This is a genomic window from Georgenia sp. AZ-5 (assembly GCF_043952095.1).
Lineage (GTDB): Bacteria > Actinomycetota > Actinomycetes > Actinomycetales > Actinomycetaceae > Georgenia.
On the sequence record NZ_JBINOU010000001.1, the window covers coordinates 866,326 to 881,676 of the forward strand.

Annotated in this window: 14 protein-coding genes; 8 read left to right on the forward strand and 6 right to left on the reverse strand. The window is 75.3% G+C overall.

The window, feature by feature from the left end:
- Positions 1-26: 26 nt before the first annotated feature.
- Positions 27-284, forward strand: a complete 258-nt coding sequence (locus tag ACF0H8_RS04165; protein ID WP_395287730.1) for a phosphoribosylformylglycinamidine synthase subunit PurS — start codon at positions 27-29, stop codon at positions 282-284.
- Entirely contained in the window at positions 284-994 is a 711-nt protein-coding gene (gene purQ, locus ACF0H8_RS04170; protein ID WP_395287731.1) for a phosphoribosylformylglycinamidine synthase subunit PurQ, read from the forward strand. Before ACF0H8_RS04165 ends, purQ begins: the two co-directional genes overlap by 1 nt.
- A 133-nt stretch (positions 995-1,127) precedes the next feature.
- Here purQ and ald read toward each other — a convergent pair whose 3' ends face one another.
- Positions 1,128-2,243, reverse strand: a complete 1,116-nt coding sequence (gene ald, locus ACF0H8_RS04175) for an alanine dehydrogenase (protein WP_395287732.1) — start codon at positions 2,241-2,243, stop codon at positions 1,128-1,130.
- A 182-nt stretch (positions 2,244-2,425) separates the two neighbouring features.
- Here ald and ACF0H8_RS04180 point away from each other — a divergent pair, with 182 nt between their 5' ends.
- On the forward strand, positions 2,426-2,998 hold the full coding sequence (locus ACF0H8_RS04180; RefSeq protein WP_395287733.1) for a YceI family protein: 573 nt from the start codon (positions 2,426-2,428) through the stop codon (positions 2,996-2,998).
- A 119-nt stretch (positions 2,999-3,117) separates the two neighbouring features.
- Here the strand turns inward: ACF0H8_RS04180 and ACF0H8_RS04185 are convergent, their stop codons facing one another.
- From ACF0H8_RS04185 to ACF0H8_RS04205, 5 genes are all read right to left on the reverse strand, one after another.
- Positions 3,118-4,773, reverse strand: coding sequence for an ABC-F family ATP-binding cassette domain-containing protein (locus ACF0H8_RS04185; RefSeq protein WP_395287734.1), 1,656 nt, complete (start codon positions 4,771-4,773; stop codon positions 3,118-3,120).
- 456 nt (positions 4,774-5,229) lie between these two features.
- Entirely contained in the window at positions 5,230-5,550 is a 321-nt protein-coding gene (locus ACF0H8_RS04190; RefSeq protein WP_395287735.1) for a hypothetical protein, read from the reverse strand.
- A 189-nt stretch (positions 5,551-5,739) separates the two neighbouring features.
- On the reverse strand, positions 5,740-6,588 hold the full coding sequence (locus ACF0H8_RS04195) for a MaoC/PaaZ C-terminal domain-containing protein (RefSeq protein WP_395287736.1): 849 nt from the start codon (positions 6,586-6,588) through the stop codon (positions 5,740-5,742).
- A gap of 161 nt (positions 6,589-6,749) precedes the next feature.
- On the reverse strand, positions 6,750-8,126 hold the full coding sequence (locus ACF0H8_RS04200) for a 3-oxoacyl-ACP reductase (RefSeq protein WP_395287737.1): 1,377 nt from the start codon (positions 8,124-8,126) through the stop codon (positions 6,750-6,752).
- Positions 8,123-9,526 carry an acetyl-CoA C-acetyltransferase gene (locus ACF0H8_RS04205; protein ID WP_395287738.1) on the reverse strand — a complete coding sequence of 468 codons (1,404 nt, stop codon included), beginning with the start codon at positions 9,524-9,526 and terminating at the stop codon, positions 8,123-8,125. Before ACF0H8_RS04205 ends, ACF0H8_RS04200 begins: the two co-directional genes overlap by 4 nt.
- Positions 9,527-9,560: 34 nt before the next feature.
- On the opposite strand from ACF0H8_RS04205, the gene ACF0H8_RS04210 reads away from it, so the two are divergent.
- From ACF0H8_RS04210 to ACF0H8_RS04230, 5 genes are all read left to right on the forward strand, one after another.
- Positions 9,561-10,295 (forward strand): TetR/AcrR family transcriptional regulator, encoded by a 735-nt coding sequence (locus ACF0H8_RS04210; protein WP_395287739.1) that lies wholly within the window; start codon positions 9,561-9,563, stop codon positions 10,293-10,295.
- A gap of 57 nt (positions 10,296-10,352) precedes the next feature.
- Positions 10,353-12,512 (forward strand): acyl-CoA dehydrogenase, encoded by a 2,160-nt coding sequence (locus ACF0H8_RS04215; RefSeq protein ID WP_395287740.1) that lies wholly within the window; start codon positions 10,353-10,355, stop codon positions 12,510-12,512.
- A 122-nt stretch (positions 12,513-12,634) separates the two neighbouring features.
- Complete coding sequence (locus tag ACF0H8_RS04220; protein WP_395287741.1) at positions 12,635-13,120, forward strand: cation:proton antiporter regulatory subunit; 486 nt, start codon at positions 12,635-12,637, stop codon at positions 13,118-13,120.
- A 10-nt stretch (positions 13,121-13,130) separates the two neighbouring features.
- On the forward strand, positions 13,131-14,291 hold the full coding sequence (locus ACF0H8_RS04225; RefSeq protein WP_395287742.1) for a cation:proton antiporter: 1,161 nt from the start codon (positions 13,131-13,133) through the stop codon (positions 14,289-14,291).
- Between the two features lie 117 nt (positions 14,292-14,408).
- A complete protein-coding gene (locus ACF0H8_RS04230) occupies positions 14,409-15,347 on the forward strand; it encodes a 1-phosphofructokinase family hexose kinase (RefSeq protein ID WP_395287743.1) in 939 nt (312 codons plus the stop codon).
- Positions 15,348-15,351: the final 4 nt, after the last annotated feature.

Below are 15,351 nucleotides of genomic sequence, written 5' to 3' on the forward strand. Positions count from 1 at the left end.
CGTCCGCCGAACCCAGGAGCACATCGATGGGACGCATCGTCGTCGAGGTCATGCCCAAGCCGGAGATCCTCGACCCGCAGGGCAAGGCCGTCGCGGGGGCGCTCCCGCGGCTGGGCCTGGACCAGTTCACCGGTGTGCGCCAGGGCAAGCGGTTCGAGCTGAGCGTGGACGGCGAGGTCACCGAGGAGCTGATCGACGCCGCCCGCAAGGCCGCCGAGACCGCCCTGTCCAACCCCATCATCGAGGACGTCGTGGGCGTCTACGACGCGGAGGGCAAGCGCTGATGAGCGCCACCGGAGCACGCATCGGTGTGGTCACGTTCCCGGGCACCCTGGACGACCGCGACGCCCAGCGCGCGGTGCGCCTGGCCGGCGGCGAGCCGGTGGCGCTGTGGCACGCCGACGCCGATCTGCACGGCGTCGACGCCGTCGTCCTGCCCGGCGGCTTCTCCTACGGCGACTACCTGCGCTGCGGCGCCATCGCCCGGTTCGCGCCGGTGATGTCCGAGGTCGTCGACGCCGCCCGCGGCGGGCTGCCCGTGCTCGGCATCTGCAACGGCTTCCAGATCCTGTGCGAGGCGCACCTGCTGCCCGGCGCGCTGATCCGCAACGACCATCAGCGCTTCGTCTGCCGCGACCAGCAGCTGCGCGTGGTCAACGACAGCACCGCCTGGACCCGCGACCTGAAGGCCGACCAGGTCATCACCATCCCGCTGAAGAACGGCGAGGGCGGTTTCGTCGCCGACGACGCCACCCTCGACCGGCTCGAGGGCGAGGGACAGGTGGTCTTCCGCTACGAGGGGACCAACCCGAACGGCTCGCTGCGCGGCATCGCGGGCGTGTCCAACGAGCGCGGCAACGTCGTCGGTCTCATGCCGCACCCCGAGCACGCCGTCGAGCCGGGGTTCGGGCCGGACATGGCCGGCGCCCCGCGCAGCGGCACCGACGGGCTGGCGCTGTTCACCTCGGTGATCGGCTCCTTGGTCCACGCCTGACGCCGCCTCCCCACCGCCGGCGAGATGTCATCTTCTCCCTGACATGTCAGGGACCCGCGGCCGGGGCGTGCGGACGACGCGGCGGGTCGGGCCCGTGCGGCGGGCCGCGCCACTGCGGCGGGGCATCCCCCCGTCAGGCGAGCACGTCGGCCAGGGACGTCGGCGCGAGGTCGTGCGCGGCGGCCACCGGCGCGCACACCAGCTCGCCGGCGTGGGTGTTGAGCCCCATGGCCAGCGCCGGGTCGGCGCGCATCGCGTCGCGCCAGCCGCGCGCGGCCAGCTGCAGCGCGTAGGGCACGGTGACGTTGGTCAGCGCGTAGGTGGACGTGTGCGGGACGGCGCCAGGCATGTTCCCCACGCAGTAGAACATCGTCTCGTGCACCCGGTAGGTGGGGTGGGTGTGCGTGGTGGGCCGCGAGTCCTCGAAGCAGCCGCCCTGGTCGATCGAGATGTCGACGACGACGCTGCCCGGCTTCATCCGCGACACCTGCTCGTTCGTGACCAGCGTGGGAGCCTTGGCGCCGGCCAGGAGGACGGCGCCGATCACCAGGTCCGCGCCCGCGACGGCGCGCTCGATCTCGTAGGCGTTGGACGCCACGGTCTGGCAGTGCCCCTGGTAGATGGCGTCCGCGTGGCGCAGCTTGGCGATGTCCTTGTCCAGCAGCAGCACGTCGGCCTGCATGCCGATGGCGATCGCCGCGGCGTTCATCCCCGCCACACCCGCCCCGATCACGACCACCCGCGCGGCGTAGACGCCCGAGACGCCGCCGAGCAGCGTGCCCCGCCCGCCCTGGGCGCTCATCAGCGTGTGCGCGCCGACCTGCGGCGCCAGCCGGCCCGCGACCTCGCTCATCGGGGCCAGCAGCGGCAGGGACCGGTCGGGCAGCTGCACGGTCTCGTACGCGACCGCGGTGACGCCGCGGCGCAGCAGCTCGTCCGTGAGCCCCCGGTCGGCGGCCAGGTGCAGGTAGGCGAAGAGCACCTGTCCTGCGCGCATCCGGTGGTACTCCTCGGCGACCGGCTCCTTGACCTTGAGGACCAGCTCGCCGGCGTCCCACACGTCGTCGGCCGAGGGCAGGACCGTCGCGCCCGCGGCGGCGAAGTCGTCGTCGGGGATGGCGGAGCCCACCCCGGCGCCCGCCTCCACGAACACCTCGTGCCCGTGGCGGACCAGCTCGTGCACGCCAGACGGGGTGACCGCCACCCGGAACTCGCTGTCCTTCACCTCGCGCGGAATGGCAACCCTCATCGTGTGACCACGTCCTCTGCCGGGCCGGCCCGTGCGGCCGTTGGCCGGGAGTTTACGGGGCGCGCGCCGTCCGGGTCTGCCTTCCGCCGCCGTCATTTCTCCCCGAACCGCAGGTCACGCCGGTAGGGTCGGCGACAGCCGTCCGCGACACCGACCCCCGGCGGCTTCACCGAGGAGGAGCAATGGCGCAGTACGACGCCGACCTGACGGGCGACTGGGTCTTCGACCCGGCCCACACCCGCATCGGCTTCTCGGCGAGGCACGCGATGGTGACCAAGGTCCGCGGCGCCTTCAACGACATCGACGGGCGCATCCACGTCGACGCGGCGGGCCCGGCCAGCTCCTCGGTCCAGGTGCGGATCAAGGCCGCCAGCGTGGACACCCGCAACGCCCAGCGCGACGAGCACCTCCGCGGCGCCGACTTCTTCGACGCCGAGCGCTTCCCGGAGATCGTCTTCACCTCCACCGCCGTCGACGAGGTGGAGGAGAACACCTACATGGTGGTCGGCGACCTGACCATCCGGGACGTGACCAGGCAGGTCGCGATCCCGATCGAGATGCTCGGCGTCGAGCGCGACCCCAGCGGCAACCTCCGCGCCGGCTTCGAGGGCACCCGGCGGATCAACCGCCGCGACTACGGGCTGGAGTGGAACATGGCCCTGGACGCCGGCGGCGTGCTCGTGTCGGAGAAGATCACCCTGGAGTTCGAGATCTCGGCCGTCAAGGTCGAGGAGGGTGCGGCCTCCGCGGCCTGACGACGCCCGCAGGCCGGCGGGGTCAGGCCACCGACAGGGCCCGGGTCACCCGACAGGCGTGGTCGCGGAAGTAGGCACGGGCGCCGCGGCGCGCCCGCGGGAGGGCCCGACCCGCCGCGTCAGTCCAGCTCGCTGAGCCGGCCGTCCGCCATGGACCACCGGCGCGTGGCCCGCACCTGGGCCAGCATCCGCCGGTCGTGGGTCACCAGGAGCACCGTGCCGGGGAAGGACTCCACCGCCTGCTCGAGCTGCACGATGGCGGGCAGGTCCAGGTGGTTCGTCGGCTCGTCGAGCACCAGCAGGTTGACCCCCCGCGCCTGCAGCAGGGCGAGTGCCGCCCGCGTGCGCTCGCCGGGGGAGAGCGACGACGACGGGCGCGTGGCCTGGTCGCCGCCGAGGCCGAACTTGGCCAGCAGGGTCCGCACGTCCGCGTCCGGCCGGTCGACGAGCTCGCCGAACGTCGCGGCCAGCGGCTCGGCCCCGCCGAACAGCGCCCTTGCCTGGTCCACCTCACCGACGGCCACGCCGGAGCCGAGCGCCGCCCGGCCGGCGTCGGGAACGACGCGGCCCAGCAGGAGGCCGAGCAGGGTGGACTTCCCCGAGCCGTTCGCCCCGGTGATGACGATCCGGTCGCCGTAGTCGACCTGCGCGGTGACCGGCCCCAGCGTGAAGGCGTCGCCGCGCCGCACGACTGCGCCGTCGAGGGTGGCCACGACCGTGCCGCTGCGCGGGGCGGCCGCGATCGACATGCGCAGCTCCCATTCCTTCCGCGGCTCGTCGACCACCTCGAGCCGCTCGATGGCCCGCTCGGTCTGGCTCACCTTCGCGGCCTGCTTCTCCGTGCGCGAGACCGCCCGGGCCTTGATGTGCTTGTCCGGCTCCCTGGCGGCCCGCTTGCGGGCGTTGCGCACCCCCTTGTCCACCCACGACTTCTGGGTCTGCGCCCGGGAACGCAGCTCGCCGAGGCGGTCGGCGTACAGCTCGTAGCCCTCGCGGGCGTGGCGCCGGGCCAGCTCCCGCTCGGCCAGGTAGGCCTCGTACCCGCCGTCGTAGACGCTGACCTGCCGCTGGGCCAGGTCCAGCTCGACGACGCCGGTGACGCTGCGCGCGAGGAACTCCCGGTCGTGGCTGACGATGACCAGCGGGGCCCGCGAGGTGGCCACGAAGCGTTCCAGCCGCTCGAGCCCGGCGAGGTCGAGGTCGTTGGTGGGCTCGTCCAGCAGCAGCACGTCGTACCGGGAGAGCAGGAGCGCGGCCAGCGAGGCGCGCGCCGCCTCGCCGCCGGAGAGGGTGGTGGTCGCGGCCGTGAGCGGCACGCCCAGGCCGATGTCGGCCGCCACGGCCTCGGCACGCTCGTCCAGGTCCGCCCCGCCCAGCGCCAGCCACCGCTCGAGGGCGGTGGCGTAGGAGGCGGCGGCGCCCGCATCCTCCGGCTGCTCGCCCAGGGCGGCGGCGGTGTCGTCCATCTGCTGCGCCGCCGCGCTGACCCCGGTACGGCGGCGCAGGAGCGTCAGCACGGTCTCGCCGGGCCGGCGCTCGGGCTCCTGCGCGAGGTAGCCGACCGTCGCGTGGGCGGGAGCGAGGGTCACCCCACCCTCGGTCTCGGCCCCCGTGGGGATGCCGGCGAGCGCCGCGAGGAGGGTGGACTTTCCGGCGCCGTTCGCGCCGACCAGGCCCCACACGTCGCCCGGGGCGACGGTGAAGGTCAGGTCGGAGAAGAGCCGGCGCGGGCCGCGGGCCGCGCCGAAGCCGTTGACGTGGAGGGTGGCTGGCACACCGACGAGAGTACGGCGGCGCGGAACGGGCCCACGAGGATTTTCATCGTGCCAGACCGCGCCGGCGTCGCGTCACGAGCGCTTCACCGGTCGCGACCGGCGAGGTCGTCCACATCCGGTCCACCTCGGTCCACAAGTGAACCGGCCAGGGTGTGTGTATGTGCACAACCCTGTGGATGAAGTCGGTGGACAACCGGCGTCAACAGCGCGCCGGTCTGCAACGCTGATGCAACGAAGTCCGCCGGCGTGAGGCAGGTGAACGCAGCGGGAAGGACGTCTCCCGGGCGCCGGAGCGCGGGGAGAGAGGTGCACACGGCCTTGCACCGGGATCTGGAGGGCGGCGCGGGGACCATCGCGGGCTGTGGAGAGCGCACGGACGCCGCCGCTGGGGGAGGGCGGCGCGCCCGCCGTCTCCGTGTCCCGCCGACCGTGCGAGCCGAGTCCGGGCCCCGGCCGCTACGCCGGCTCGGACGCCTCGGCGAAGGAGCGGGTGGACGCCCGGTACTGGCCGCGCGCGAGGGCAAGCTCCAGCGCGGCGGTGTGCAGGCGGGTGCACCTCTCGACGACCTTGACCGGGACGCCGGCGTCGATCGCCCGGACGAGGGCGAGGTTCCGCTGGAACATGGCCTCCAGTCCCACGACCGGCGCGGCGTCGAAGGCCTCCTGGGCGGCGTGCAGGGCCGCCATCGCACCGTCCCGGTCGGGGAAGGACACCAGGGCCCGGTCGCAGGCGTCGTCGCGCCGGGTGGCACGGGACTGGTGACCGAGCTGGTGCACGTGGGGCCTTCCTGCGGGCGTGGCGGACGCGTCGGACGCTATCGGCCTGCCAAGCGAGGTGGCGAGGTACGCTCCACGACCCGCTCACGCGTTGCGCGACGTCTGGAGGGCCGGCGCCGGTCCGTGGCACGACCGCTTCACCCGGTCGCCGCGGGAGGGAAGAAGGCCCGGGCGTCGCCCGCCCTCCCCTCACAACGGCGTGACGGCGCCCGTCAGGTGCTGCTTGCCCGAGCGCGACCGCGCGGCGTACCGGTGTCCCCCCGCGCCGTCGGGGGCGGCGGCGAAGACTACCGTGGCGGGGAGCAGCACGGGCTTGGCGAACTCCACCGTCCACCGGAACGCCTGCGCGTGCGGGACCCCGGCGAGCGCGCGGGCGGCGGTGTACATGCCGTGCGCGATGGGCCGCGGGAAGCCGAAGAGCCGCGCCCCCAGTCGCGAGACGTGGATGGGGTTGCGGTCGCCCGAGACCTCGGCGTAGCGCCGGCCCGTGTCCGCGGTCAGCCGCCACAGCGCGGTCGGGACGCTCGGCGCGACCGCGGGCGGCGGATGGTCGACCTCCGGCGCGGCACCCGGGACGCGCCGGCCCTTCGCGAGGTAGGTCGAGACGCCCTGCCAGACCGGCTCCTCGCCGGCGCTGACCGTGACGACGACGTCGACCTGGGTGCCGCGGGCGTGCGCGCGCACGTCCTGGGCCCAGGCGCGCACGGTGAGCGCCTCCTCCAGGTGGACGGCCCGCCGCTGGTCCACCCGGTTGGCCAGGTGGACCATGCCGAGGACCGGCAGGGGGAAGTCGGGCCGCACCATCACCGCCATCGCTAGCGGGAAGGCGAGGGTGTGCACGAACCCCGCGGGCAGCACGTCCGTGCCGGGCTCGCCGAGCAGGTGCTGGTACTCCGACAGCCCGGCCGCGTCCGCCCGCACGCCGTCGACGCGCAGCACCACCTTCGGCAGCCCGCGCCGCGCCAGCGGGCGGGAGGTCAGAACGAGCGCCCGGCTGCGCCCGACCGCCTGCGCGTACAGGCGGCCCAGCGACGGCATGGCGGCCAGCCGCTCCTCGCGGTACCCCGCGGGAGGCTCGAGCCGTGGTGCATTCGGCGTCGCACGCGGGGACACGGCGCCGCCCGTCCGGCCGGATCCGGCGCCGCCCGCCCGGCCGGATCGCGCACCGGCACCGGTACCGAGTCCGGCCCGCCAGGCGCTCACTGGCCGACCACCAGCTGCCCGCACACCCGCAGGACCTGCCCGTTGACGCCCCCGGCCTGCGGGGAGGCGAGGAAGGCGATCGCCTCCGCGACGTCGACCGGCTGCCCGCCCTGCTGCAGCGAGCTCGACCGGCGGGAGATCTCCCGGGGCACCGGCGGGATGGACGCCGTCATGTCCGTCTCGATGAACCCCGGCGCCACCGCGTTCGCGGTGCCGCCGGCCCCGGCCAGCGGCGCGGCCAGCGCGCGGGTCATCCCGATGATGCCCGCCTTCGCGGTGGCGTAGTTGGTCTGGCCGCGGTTGCCCGCGATGCCGGAGGTGGACGCCAGCGAGATGATCCGGGGCGCGACGCCGGCCCCGCCCAGCACGCCCGGGGCGGCGAAGGTCTCGTTCATCCGCAGCGGCGCGGTGATGTTGACGTCCAGCAGGCCCTCGAAGCGGTCCGGGGTCATGTTGGCCAGGAGCTTGTCGCGCAGGATGCCGGCGTTGTGGACCACGACGTCGAGGTGCCCGTAGCGCTGCCGGGCCACCGCCAGGATCCGCTCGGCGGCGTCGGGGGCGGTGATGTCGAGCTGCAGGGCGGTGCCGCGCACCTCGTTCATGACGGCGGCCAGCCCCTCGCCGGCCGCGGGCACGTCCACGCCCACCACCTGCGCGCCGTCGCGGGCCAGCACCCGCGCCACGGCGGCGCCGATGCCGCGGGCCGCGCCGGTCACCACCGCCACCGTGCCGACCAGCGGGCGCACCCAGTCCGCCGGCTCCTCCCCGCCGCCGCCTACGGGCAGCAGCTGGCCGTCCACGAACGCCGAGCGCGCCGAGAGCAGGAAGCGCAGCCCGCCGCGCACGGACGGGGCGGCGAGGGCGACGTCCTCGCCGAGCACCAGGCCGTTGCCGGTGGCGCCCGCGCGCAGCTCCTTGGCGAGCGAGCGCAGGAAGCCGTCCACGCCCTGCCGGGCCGCGGCCACCGCGGGGTCCGCCGGGGCGCCGGCGGCCGGCGCCGTCCGCGACAGCGTGACCACCCGCGCCCCCGGGGTCAGGGACCGCAGCACCGACCCCAGCTCCAGCGCCGGGGCGGCCAGCTCGGCCGGGTGGGTCAGCCCGGTCAGCACCAGCACGACGGCGCCCCATCGCCCGTGGTCGCCGCGGGCGTCGCGGTGGACGTCGAGGTCCCAGCCGAGCAGCCCCTCCGCGACGACGTCGGCGTCCGGGGTGGACCGGGCGTCGGAGAGCACCAGCACGGGCCCCGGGACCAGCGGCACGTCCACCGCCGCGGGGTCCGTGCGCCGCAGCCGCACCGGGCGGGGCAGGCCGAGCTTCTTGGCGACGCCCGCCCCGGGCCCACCGCTGACCAGCTCGAGATAGGTGTCGCTCACGCCGCCTCCAGGATCATCGCGACGGCCTGGCCGCCGGCGGCGCAGACCGAGATCAGTCCGCGCGCGGGCTCTCCGGGCCGCACCTCGGACTCGCCGCGCTCGTGCAGCAGCTTGGCCAGGGTGCCGACGATGCGCCCGCCGGTGGCGGCGAACGGGTGGCCGGCCGCCAGCGAGGAGCCGGTGACGTTGAGCCGGGCGCGGTCCACGGTGCCCAGCGGCGCGCCGAGTCCCTGCCGGGCCGCGAAGTCCTCGTCGGCGAAGGCGGCGAGGGTGGCCAGCACGGTGGCGGCGAAGGCCTCGTGGATCTCGACGAAGTCGAGGTCCGCCAGGCTCAGCCGCTGGCGGGCGAGGAGCCGCGGCACCGCGTACGCGCCGGCCATCAGCAGGCCCTCGGCGCCGGTGGCGAAGTCGACGGCGCCGGCCTGGGCGTCGACGACGTGGGCCAGCACGGGCAGCCCGCGCTGCTGGGCCCAGGCGTCGGAGGCCAGCAGGACCGCGGACGCGCCGTCGGACAGCGGCGTGGAGTTGCCCGCCGTCATGGTCGGCGCCGGGCCGTCGGGGGTCGCCGTCGCCCTGCCGAAGACCGGCTTGAGCTTGGCGAGCTTCTCCATCGACGTGTCCGGCCGCAGCGCCTCGTCCCGGGTCAGCCCCCGGTACGGGGTGAGCAGGTCCTGGAAGAACCCGCGCTCGTAGGCGGCGGCGAGGTTCTGGTGCGACGCGAGCGCCAGCGCGTCCTGCTCCCCGCGGGAGATGCCCCACCGGGCGGTGGTCAGGGCCTGGTGCTCGCCCATGCTCAGGCCCGTGCGGGGCTCGTTGACGTCCGGCGCCACCGGTGCCAGGTCCTTGGGGCGGACGGCGGCGAGCGTCCTCAGCCGGTCCGGCAGGGTCTTGGCGCGCGAGGCCTTCAGGATCGCCTTGCGCAGGTTCTCGGAGACGACGATCGGTGCGTCGGACGCCGAGTCCACGCCACCGCCGACGCCCACCTCGGCCTGGCCGAGCGCGATCTTGTTGGCCACGCCGATGATCGCCTCCAGGCCCGTGCCGCAGGCGCGCTGGACGTCGTACGCCGGCGTGTGCGGGTCCAGGGAGGAGCCGAGCACCGTCTCGCGGGTGAGGTTGAAGTTCTTCGGGTGCTTGAGCACGGCACCGGCCGCGACCTCGTCGAGGCGCTCGCCGGCCAGCCCGAAGCGGGCCACCAGGCCCTCCAGGGCGGCGGTGAGCATGTCCTGGTTCGACGCGCCGGCGTACTTGCTGCCCGCCTTGGCGAAGGGGATGCGGTTGGACCCGACGACGGCGGCCCGCGGGGCGCCGTCGCTCGGGGGCAGGGGCTGAGTCACGTCGTCGTCCTCTTCCGTCGTGCTGTGGCGAGGCCGGAAGGTCCCGGGCCGGGCTCGCACCATTGCGGTACCGACAGTACCTGATACCGTCGGTCCCATGATACCCGTCGCCGACGACCGCGGCCCGCTGACCGGGCCGGCGCCCGAGGAGCCGGACGGCCGCGCCACCCGGTGGGAGGGGCACCGCACCTCCCGGCGTGCCGAGCTGGTGCACGCCGCGCGCCACGCCGTGCACCGGCTCGGGCCCGACGCCTCCATGGAGGAGATCGCCGGCGAGATCGGCACGTCGAAGTCGATCCTGTACCGCTACTTCACCGACAAGATCGGGCTGCAGACCGCCGTCGGCCAGGCGGTCCTCGGCCGGATGCGCGAGGTGCTGGAGGAGGCGGCCGCGCGCGTCGGCGGGCCGCGCGAGCAGATCTCCGCCATGGTCTCGGTCTACCTCGAGATGGTGGCGTCCTCCCCGCACGTGTACGCCTTCGTCACCCGGCCCGAGCCGGCGACGGCGGGCACGCTGCGCGGGTTCGTCGCCGAGGTCAACGATCTGGTCGCCGAGTCCCTGCTGCCGGCCCTGCGGGGCGCGGCGGAGGACGCCGAGGACGGCGAGGTCGACGACGACACCCTGGCCGTGGCGCAGCTGTGGGCGTCGGGCGTCGTCGGCCTCGTGCGCGGCGCCGCCGAACGCTGGGTGGGCGAGCAGGTCGACCCGGCCGGCGCCACCGGCGCCGATGCGGCGATGAGCCGCATGACCCGCGAGGAGCTCGCCGCGCACCTGGCGAACTGGCTGTGGGACGGCGCCGTGGGCGTCACCCGCCGTGCCCGCCGCCGCTGAAGCTACCGCACCGACCCACCCACCCCGCCCCCGCACGACGACGTGAGGAGCAACCACATGAGCACCACGACCCAGCCCGAGGGCACCCTCGCCCCGCACCGCGCGAGCACTCGGGGGCTGGCCCCGTCGGCGCCGACGCCCCCGTGGCCGGCGGCGCCCGACACCGCCGGCCTGGTGGACGTCATGGCGCTCGGCCGCCTGCTGGACGGGCGGTGGTGGCAGGAGCGGCGCCGGGCGCGCGACCTCGCGCTGGACCCGGCGATGCAGAAGGTCGAGGGCCTGCCGGTGGCCGAGCACCGTGAGCGGGTGCTGGAGCAGTGCCGCGCCCTCGCCCGCCGCCGCCAGGTGCACCGCGCCTTCCCCGCCGCCCTGGGCGGCAGCGACGACCCGGGCGGCAACCTCGCCTCCTTCGAGGAGCTCGCCGTCCTCGACCCGTCCCTGCAGATCAAGGCCGGCGTGCAGTGGGGCCTGTTCGGCGCCGCCGTCCTCCACCTGGGCAGCGCGGAGCACCACGCCCGCCTCCTGCCCGGCATCCTCGACCTGAGCGTGCCCGGCTGCTTCGCGATGACCGAGGTCGGCCACGGCTCGGACGTCGCGTCCCTCGCCACCACCGCGACGTACGACCCGGCCGCCGAGGAGTTCGTTCTCCACACGCCCGTCGCCGCGGCGCGCAAGGAGTACCTCGGCAACGCGGCCGAGCACGGCCGGGCGGCGGTGGTCTTCGCCCAGCTCATCACCCAGGGGGTCAACCATGGGGTGCACGCCTTCTACGTGCCCGTGCGCGCCGAGAACGGCGACGGCCGGCTGGAGTTCCTGCCCGGGGTCTCCGGGCGCGACGACGGGCTCAAGGGCGGGCTCAACGGCGTGGACAACGGCCAGCTCTGGTTCGACCACGTCCGGGTGCCGCGCACCAACCTGCTGAACCGCTACGGCGACGTCGCCGAGGACGGCACCTACTCCTCGCTGATCGCCAGCCCCGGCCGCCGCTTCTTCACGATGCTCGGCACCCTCGTCCAGGGCCGGGTGTCGCTGTCCGGGGCGGCGGTGAGCGCGACGAAGATGGCGCTCGCGATCGCCGTGCGCTACGGCCTCGAGCGTCGCCAGTTCACCGGCGCGGACGAGCACTCCGAGGTGGTGCTGCTCGACTACCAGCAGCACCAGCGCCGGCTGCTCCCGCTGCTGGCCCGCGCGTACGCCGCCGCCTTCGCCCACCACGACCTGCTGGACCGCTTCCACGGCGTCTTCTCCGGCGAGCACGACACCGACGAGGACCGTCAGGACCTCGAGACCCTCGCGGCCGTCGCGAAGCCGCTCACCACCTGGCTCGCGCTGGAGGCGCTGCAGGAGGCGCGCGAGGCGTGCGGCGGCGCGGGCTTCATGGCGGAGAACCGGCTGGTCGGGCTCCGGCAGGACATGGACGTCTACGTGACGTTCGAGGGCGACAACAACGTGCTGCTGCAGCTGGTGGGCAAGCGACTGCTCACCGACTACGGCCGGGAGATGGCCAAGGTGGACATCGCGGGCGCGGCGCGCTGGGTCGCCGCCCGCGCCGCCGACATGACGCTCCACCGCACGCCGCTGCGCCGCGCCGCGCAGTCCGTCCGGGACACCGGCTCGCGGGCCCGCTCCGCCGGCCACCTGCGCGCCGCCGAGACGCAGCGCGAGCTGCTCGAGGACCGCGTCGAGGCCATGGTCGCCGAGATCGCGACCGCCCTGCGCCCCGCCCGCAAGGCCGGCGCCGAGGAGGCCGCGGCCCTGTTCAACGCCCACCAGCACGAGCTCATCGAGGCCGCCCGCGCCCACGGCGAGCTGCTGCAGTGGGAGGCCTTCACCGGCGCCCTCGCGCGCGTGAAGGACCCGAGCACGCGCGAGGTGCTCACGACGCTGCGCGACCTGTTCGGGCTGACCCTCATCGAGAAGAACCTGGCCTGGTACCTCATGAACGGCCGGCTCTCCGCGCAGCGGGCCAGGACCGTCACCAGCTACGTGGACCGGCTGCTGGTGCGGCTGCGCCCGCACGCCGCTGACCTCGTCGCCGCCTTCGGCTACACCCCGGGGCACCTGCGGGCCACCATCGCCTCCGGCGTCGAGGCCGAGCGGCAGGCGGAGGCCCGCGCGCACTTCCGCCGGCTGCGGGCCTCCGGGCAGGAGCCGATCAACGAGAAGGTGCTGCACGCCAGCCAGCAGCGGTCGGGGCTCGCCGCGCCGGCGGACTGAGAGGCCGCGCGGCCCGGCCCGCCGGTGGACGTCGTCGGTCCGGCGGCGGGTCGGTGCCGGCCGGCCCGGCGACCGGGGCCCGGAAGCCCCCCGTCCGCGCGGGCATCTGTCACCATGGCTCCGTGGACGTCGTCGAGACGTTGCTGCCCGGTGTCGGGATCCGCTACGAGCTGCGGACGCGCTCGGGCGTGCTGCTCGGCGTGGTCATCCAGCGCGACGGCCCGGTGGAGATCGCCGTCTACGACCAGGCCGACCCGGACCGCGCCCGGCAGGTGTTCGAGCTCGACGCCGACGAGGCGGACGCCATCGCGGACATCCTCGGCGCCCCGCGCCTGACCCAGCGCTTCGCCGACCTCTCCCGAGAGGTCCCCGGCCTGCGGGCGGCACGGCTCGCGGTGCGTCCGGGCACCGCCTTCGTCGGCAGGGCGCTGGGGCAGACCCGCGCCCGCACCCGGACCGGGTGCTCCGTCGTCGCCGTCGTCCGCGACGCCGACGTGGTCACGGCTCCAGGACCCGAGGAGGTGCTGCGGGAGGGCGACGTGCTGGTCGCCATCGGCTCCGAGCAGGGGCTCGACCAGCTCGGCGCGATGCTCACCGAACCCGGGTGAGGGCACGGCGGTGGACCACGTCGGCGCGCTGCTGCTCGAGCTGGGGGCCCTGTTCTTCGGGCTGTCCCTGATCGGCCTGCTGGCGCACCGGCTGGGGCTGTCCGCGATCCCCTTCATCCTCCTGACGGGGCTGGCGTTCGGGCAGGGGGGCCTGGTCCCGCTGACGGCGGCGCAGCCGTTCGTGGAGGCGGCCGCGGAGATCGGCGTCATCCTCCTGCTGCTGACGCTCGGGCTGGAGTTCTCCGCGAACGAGCTGGTCACCTCGCTGCGCCGGCACGCCCCCTCGGGCGTCGTCGACCTGCTGCTCAACGCCCCGCCCGGGTTCCTCGCCGGCCTGCTGCTCGGCCTGCCCTGGCAGGGGTGCCTCGCCCTGGCGGGCGTCACCTGGGTGTCCTCCTCCGGCATCATCGCCCGGCTGCTGGCGGACCTGGACCGGCTGGCGAACCGCGAGACGCCGGCGGTGCTCTCGGTCATCGTGATCGAGGACGTCGCCATGGCGCTGTTCCTGCCCGTGCTCGCCGTCGCCCTGGCCGGCGGCGGCGTGGCGCAGGCGGTCGCCGGCACCGCCCTCGCGCTGGGGGCGGTGCTCATCGTCCTCACCGCGGCCCACCGGCACGGCCACCGGCTCGGCCGCCTCCTCACCCACCCCGACGACGAGCAGGTGCTGCTGCGCCTGTTCGGCCTCACGCTCCTCGTCGCCGGGCTGACGCACCTCGTGGGTGCGTCGGCGGCGGTGGGCGCCTTCCTGGTCGGCATCGCCGTGCCCACGACGCTCGCCGACCGGGCCCGGACCATCCTCAGCCCGCTGCGCAACCTGTTCGCGGCGACCTTCTTCGTCGGCTTCGGCCTGTCGGTGGACCCGCGGGCGGTGTGGCCGGTGCTCCCGGCCGTGCTCGCGCTCGCGGCCGTGACCATCTGCACCAAGGTCGCCACCGGCTGGGTCGCGGCCCGGCGCGACGGCGTCGGGCGAGCCGGACGGCTGCGGGCCGGCACCGCGCTGGTCGCCCGCGGCGAGTTCTCGGTGGTCATCGCCGGCCTCGCCGCGACGGCCGGGTACACCGGCGTCCGTCCGGTCGCCACGGGGTACGTCATGGTCGTCGCCGTCGCCGGGCCGGTGCTCGCCCGCTTCGCCGACCCGCTCTCCGCCACGCTGCCCTCGCGGCCCCGGTGAGCGGGCGGCCCCGGCGGGCGGGCGGCCCCTGGGGCGCGCGGCCCCGCTGAGCGGGCGGCCCCGCCGCCCGCCACCTAACGTGACGCTGGCACCAGCGTGGGCGAGAAAGGGGCCGGGATGACGGAGGAGCAGCACGAGCCGGTGGTCGCGGTCCTGGCGATCGCGCCGATCCTGGAGGTCACGGTCGAGGCGACGATCAACGCCCCGGACAAGCCCCAGATGCACGTGCACCCCGGCGGCCAGGGCCTGTGGGTGGCCCGGATGGTCACGACCCTGGGCGGCCGGGCGGTCGTGTGCGGCCCCTTCGGCGGCGAGACCGGCACCGCGGCCGCCAGCCTCGCCCGTGCCGAGGGCCTGGAGCTGCACACCACCTCCGCGACCGGCAACGGCGGGCACATCGTCGACTACCGCCGCGGCGAGCGTGACGAGATCGTCGTCATGGAGAGCCCCACCCTGGACCGGCACGCCCAGGACGACCTGTACGGCACCATGCTCGTGTACTCCTCGGCCGCCGACGTGTGCGTCGTCACCGGCGCGGACACCGCGCTGGGGGTGCCGCCCGACTTCTTCGGCCGGCTCGCCACCGACCTGCGCGCGTCCGGCAAGCGGCTGGTCGCCGACCTCTCGAGCCACCAGGCCCGCGCCTTCGTGGAGGCGGGCGGCGCGGTGCTGAAGATCAGCCACGAGGAGATGATCGACGGCGGCTTCGCCGACGGCGCGAGCGTGGAGGAGCTGCGGGTCGGCGCCGAGCGGCTTCTCGAGCACGGGCTGGACGCCGTCGCCATCTCCCGCGCGGCGGACCCGACGCTCGTGGTCACGGGCGACGGCGCCCACCTGGTCACCGCGCCCCAGGTCAGCACGCACGAGCACCGCGGCGCCGGCGACTCGATGACCGCCGGCATCGCCGTGGGCCTGGGCCGGGGGGAGTCCATGGTCGACGCCGTCCGGCTGGGGGCCGCCGCCGGGGCGCTGAACGTCACCCGCCGCGGGCTGGGCACCGGCCGGCGGGAGCAGATCGAGCTCTTCGCCGAGAAGGTCGACGTGACGCCCGCCTGAGCGG

Coding starts and splice junctions, on each gene's coding strand:
- ACF0H8_RS04205 (WP_395287738.1), bottom strand. CDS start 9,526: ATGGTGCGAGCCCGGCCCGGGACCTTCCGGCCTCGCCACAGCACGACG.
- ACF0H8_RS04195 (WP_395287736.1), bottom strand. CDS start 6,588: ATGCCGTCGCTGGGCCGCCTGTACGCGCAGGCGGTCGGGCGCAGCCGG.
- ald (WP_395287732.1), bottom strand. CDS start 2,243: ATGAGGGTTGCCATTCCGCGCGAGGTGAAGGACAGCGAGTTCCGGGTG.
- ACF0H8_RS04165 (WP_395287730.1), top strand. CDS start 27: ATGGGACGCATCGTCGTCGAGGTCATGCCCAAGCCGGAGATCCTCGAC.
- ACF0H8_RS04180 (WP_395287733.1), top strand. CDS start 2,426: ATGGCGCAGTACGACGCCGACCTGACGGGCGACTGGGTCTTCGACCCG.
- ACF0H8_RS04230 (WP_395287743.1), top strand. CDS start 14,409: ATGACGGAGGAGCAGCACGAGCCGGTGGTCGCGGTCCTGGCGATCGCG.
- purQ (WP_395287731.1), top strand. CDS start 284: ATGAGCGCCACCGGAGCACGCATCGGTGTGGTCACGTTCCCGGGCACC.
- ACF0H8_RS04215 (WP_395287740.1), top strand. CDS start 10,353: ATGAGCACCACGACCCAGCCCGAGGGCACCCTCGCCCCGCACCGCGCG.
- ACF0H8_RS04210 (WP_395287739.1), top strand. CDS start 9,561: ATGATACCCGTCGCCGACGACCGCGGCCCGCTGACCGGGCCGGCGCCC.